3 protein-coding genes and 1 pseudogene are annotated in these 4,772 nt (G+C 35.2%); 3 read left to right on the top strand and 1 reads right to left on the bottom strand.

The genetic code is table 11. The features are described 5' to 3' along the window. Positions 1 to 303 precede the first annotated feature (303 nt). The 3 genes and pseudogenes from AFK68_RS44750 to AFK68_RS10130 form a co-directional block, all read left to right on the top strand. Positions 304 to 1,721, top strand: a pseudogene (locus AFK68_RS44750) (tetratricopeptide repeat protein); the annotation flags it as partial. 1 nt (position 1,722) lies between these two features. Further along, on the top strand, positions 1,723 to 2,138 hold a 416-nt coding region (locus AFK68_RS44745; RefSeq protein ID WP_168186397.1), incomplete at its 5' end, for a tetratricopeptide repeat protein. A gap of 413 nt (positions 2,139 to 2,551) precedes the next feature. After that, on the top strand, positions 2,552 to 3,202 hold the full coding sequence (locus AFK68_RS10130) for an SDR family oxidoreductase (protein ID WP_094672599.1): 651 nt from the start codon (positions 2,552 to 2,554) through the stop codon (positions 3,200 to 3,202). 338 nt (positions 3,203 to 3,540) lie between these two features. Here AFK68_RS10130 and AFK68_RS10125 read toward each other — a convergent pair. Then, positions 3,541 to 4,772, bottom strand: a 1,232-nt coding sequence (locus AFK68_RS10125) for a tetratricopeptide repeat protein (protein WP_143437752.1), incomplete at its 5' end; no start/stop codon positions are given.

Here is a 4,772-nt window from a genome sequence, read left to right as displayed (position 1 = left end):
TCCGTTTTTTCAAGGGTTTAGGCGCATCAATTTTTTGACCATTACTCAATGTAGCAAAAGTTTTAATTCCTAAATCTATACCTACTGAAAAATCAGGCCGAAAAAGATACAATAGAATTTTCTATTGAAGAGTTAAGTTTTTATGATCAAACAAATTTTAGCAATACTAATGGTAATGGCTATAAAAATGCAGCACAAAAAATAGATCAAACACAGAATTTATCCCCTATTGACCAAATAGAAGACACCGAGCAAACAGCCATACAGATAAATGCTCATCCTGTTGAGAATAAAGGATCAGAGATGTCACTAGCATTAGAGATATCCCTAGCAGATATTCATATTCAAAATGCTACCACTTATAACCAAGAAGGATTATATGAAAAAGCGATCGCTGAATGTCAACAAGCAATAGCAGTTAAACCAGAGCTAGCAATAGCTTACAAAATATTAGGTAATATCCAGCAAAAAATGGGTAGTGCTAGTCAACATCAGGAAGCGAAAAAAAATTACCTAAAAGCAATATCTCTTGATAGTAAAGATGCTTCAATTCATTCTAACCTGGGCAGTCTGTATGCACAAGAAGAATTATGGGAGCAGGCAATACCCTGTTATCAGAAAGCGATCACTCTTAAACCAGATTTTGCTGGAGCATATCGCAACTTAGCCAAAGCATGGTCTCAGGTAGGTAAACAAGCAGAAGCAGCAGACTGTTGGTATCAAGCATATACCTTGCAACCAGAAAATATTACTCCTGACCAATATCTAAATTTAGGTAATACTCTCTGTCGTCAAAGTCAATTCACTAAAGCTATATCTTGTTATCAACGGGCGATCAAATTAAACCCAAATTATGCTGCTGCTTATCATAATTTGGCTGCTACTTTGAAGCGTCAGGGTAAGTTAGATGAAGCTCTAATTTACGAGCAAAAAGCTAAAGAGGTAGCTAATAATAAAGTAGAGAAACAGGTAGAAATTAACGGTCATAAACCTCAACATATTCATCCTGAAGATATTTTGCAGTCATCTTTAGACCACAAAGGAAAAAATAAGTCGCCTAAAGTGGATCGAGCAAACTTAATTAAACAAGCAGAGGCAAATTTAGCCAATAGTAAATTCTATCAAGCGATCGCTACTTGTGAAGAGATAATTTCTCTGAAACCTAATGCTGTAGCTTATCAAATAATGGGTAAAGCTTGGGTAAAGATGAATAAAATAGATGAAGCCATGGGTGCTTATCAAAAATCCTTAGAAGTGCAACCAAATTTTCCCGAAGTTTATATCAGTTTAGGAGAATTATATGTTCAACAGCAGCGACAGTCAGAAGCGATAAGTGCTTACCAAAAAGCAATTAAACTGGCACCCGACTTAAAAGATGGTTATCGCAATTTAGTTGAGTTATTGCTAGCTCAAGGAAAAGTTGATGAAGCTGCGGAGCTATCCTACAATGCGCTTATCCAACATCCCAGTTGGACGACTCCCCAAGAGTTTTGTACTTTAGGTAATGGTTTAATAGAAGAAGGTAAAACAAAGCAAGGAATATGTTGTTTTGAGCAAGCTATTAAATTAGACCCTAAATTGTGGGAAGCTTACTATAGTTTAGGAGAAATATTTAGCTCCCAAGAAAACTGGGATGAAGCAGTTAAATATTATCGACAGGTAGTAGAGTTAAATTCTGAGTCTATAGAGTCTTACTATGCTTTAGGTAAAGCTTTAACAGANTAGAAGAAGGTAAAACAAAGCAAGGAATATGTTGTTTTGAGCAAGCTATTAAATTAGACCCTAAATTGTGGGAAGCTTACTATAGTTTAGGAGAAATATTTAGCTCCCAAGAAAACTGGGATGAAGCAGTTAAATATTATCGACAGGTAGTAGAGTTAAATTCTGAGTCTATAGAGTCTTACTATGCTTTAGGTAAAGCTTTAACAGAAAAAGAACAATGGCAAGAGGCGATCGCTTGTTATGAGCAAGTCATTAAATTAGACGCTAATAAAACTCAAGCAACTTTTCCTGAAAGCGAGGATAATATAGATATGGGAGAAGTTTACCATTTGTTAGGAAATGCTTTACAAGAAATAGGTCAACTTAATGAGTCTGTAGCAGCTTATCAACGTGCTATTGAATTAACAGGAAATTAATTATAGCAGGGAGCAGAGATACCAAATAGTTTCTATATAAATAGGACTTACGCATGAGGTACGAAAAACAGGGGTTTGAGATTGCTATCCGTTCCGGACTGCTCCGCAAACCCGACCGTCGCAATGACGAAAATACGTTGCAGTTGCGTAAGTCCTGATAAAATTAAGATCGCAATGAAAAAAACCTTCTGCCTTCTGCTTTCCTAAAATATCCGTAGGGGTTTGGTCTCCAAACCCATTCAACCAGACATGATATAATTGCTATACTATTAGGACTTACGCAAAGAAACCCAGTTTCTCGTAGACATCTATTGTTCAAAACAAGGATTTCTCGTAGAAACCGCGTTTCTGGGTTCGCCTGCGTAAGTCCTAACTATAAACCTTAATACCAAAATTAGAAAATTATCGCAAACATGACATCTGAATCTTACATTTTTTTAGCTGGTGCAAGTCGAGGAGTAGGGCGAGAAATTGCTAAATGTCTAATTGCAGAAAATCACAAAGTTAAAGCATTATTGCGTTTGCCCGACACTAAACCCGAATTAGAGGGAATGGGTCTTAAAGTTGTCATGGGTGATGCTTTAGATATAGCATCTGTGGAAACTGCAATACTAGGTGAGGAAAATATCGGCACAGTTATTAGCACTATTGGTGGTTTACCGAAAGATGGTGAGCGTGCTGACTATTTGGGTAATAAAAATCTGATTGATATTGCTGTCAAAGCTAAAGTACAACAATTTATCCTTATTTCCTCTATCGGTAGTGGTGAAAGTGCAGTTGCTTTGCCACCCCAAGCATTAGAAACTCTCGGTCCGGTCTTGCTAGAAAAAGAAAAAGCAGAGCAGCATCTGATTAACAGTGGACTCACTTATACTATTATTCGCCCTGGTGGTTTAAAGTCGGAACCAGCTACAGGTAATGGTTTTTTAACTACAGACTATAAAATTGCCGGAACTATTCATCGAGCTGATGTAGCTCAGTTAGCCTGTGAATGTTTAACTTCCGAAACTGCTAAGAATCAAGTTTTCTCAGCTATAGATCACAATATGACCTATGTTCAATAATTAATAATTAATAATTATTAATTACCTCTTCTTATAAAGAAGAAGATTGATCTAAAGGAATTTTTTTTCTCTTTTCTCTATGAATGGAGAGGCTTTATACCTTGATTTTTCGGTAATAAGACTTAGGGTTTGAAGGTTAATATTTCTGAAGGCAACAGTGGGAGCAAGATGCTCCCATCAAATTTATAATGAATATTGTGTACCGGAAAGCTTTGCGCCAGCAAAATGCTTTTCATGTAGTATTTCATGTCGGCGACAGCCAAAAAGTAAAACAAAAATAATTATCCATTATCCATTATCCATTATTAATTATTAATTATCCATTATCAATTAATAAATCAACTATCCTGCTGTTGCTGCCAATCAGATATAACTTTTTCCAAATACCAAATCCTATCTCTACCAGGATATTTCTCTTCAACTTTTGCAATTAATATTTCTGCCATTTCCCAATGTCCGCCAACCATTTTTAACAGTTGTTGTTTCAGTTTCTTATACTTAATATCTTCATCAATATTATTATTCTCACGAGGTACAGTTGTCTGAATTTTATTCAAATTATCCAAAGTTTTTTGATAATTCTTCCAGTCTTCAGCTTCCCCAAATAATTTAGCAGCATTCTGATAGTCATCTATCGCTTTTGTCATTTCTTCTAAACGAGAATAAATAATACCTCTCTGATAAAAAGCATTTGCTTCATTAGGATGAATTTTTAATGCTTGTTCATAATCTTTTATTGCCTCTTGATACGCACCCATATCTCGATAAGCATTGCCTCTAGTAACATAAATAAGTGAATTATTTGGTTCAATTTTTAAAGCAGCATCAAAATCAGCGATCGCTCCTTTAAAATCTCCCATTTTACTACGAATCATACCCCTATTTCGATAAGCTAAAACATCTTGATTATTAAATTGCAAAGCTTGATTAAAATCTGATATTGCCCCTAAATTATCCCCTTGTTTATAACGAATAATTCCTCGACAACAATAAGCTTGAGAATCTGAAGCATCCACTTGTAATGCCCAGTTTAAATCTGCTATTGCTCCTCGGCGATCGCCTTTTTCAAATCTTCTCAACATTCGAGTTAAAAATGTTTTACTATCACCTTTTTTCCACTGAACATTACTATCAGTTTTAACAGCAGGAGAAACTACATTTTGCAATTGTTGAATATTATTCAAACATTTCCGACAATTAACAGCATCCTTCTGTTCTAAATATAATTCTCCGCCACGCTTAAAACTAGCAATTGCATCTGCTTGATTATCTTGTTTACGGTAAGCATTACCTAACAATTTATATGCTGGAGCATAATTACTATTAATCGCAATTATTTGATTAGCATCTGCAATAGTTCCCGAAATATCTCCTATTATTAACCTAGCAATACCACGACCTAAATAAGCATCTATATAATTAGGATTAATTGCCAAAGCTTGAGTATAATCTACTATTGCTTCTTGCCTATTACCTAAATCAAACCTTGCCAAACCTCTACCATAATATGCTTCAGCAAAGTTAGGATTAATTTCTATAACTTGACTAAAATCTTGAATTGCCTCTTGGT

Source organism: Hydrocoleum sp. CS-953, from assembly GCF_002260545.1.
Taxonomy (GTDB): Bacteria; Cyanobacteriota; Cyanobacteriia; order Cyanobacteriales; family Microcoleaceae; genus Trichodesmium.
The sequence above is the reverse complement of the archived record's forward strand: the minus strand, read 5'-3'. Positions and strand labels throughout refer to the sequence as shown.

Coding starts and splice junctions, on each gene's coding strand:
- AFK68_RS10130 (WP_094672599.1), top strand. CDS start 2,552: ATGACATCTGAATCTTACATTTTTTTAGCTGGTGCAAGTCGAGGAGTA.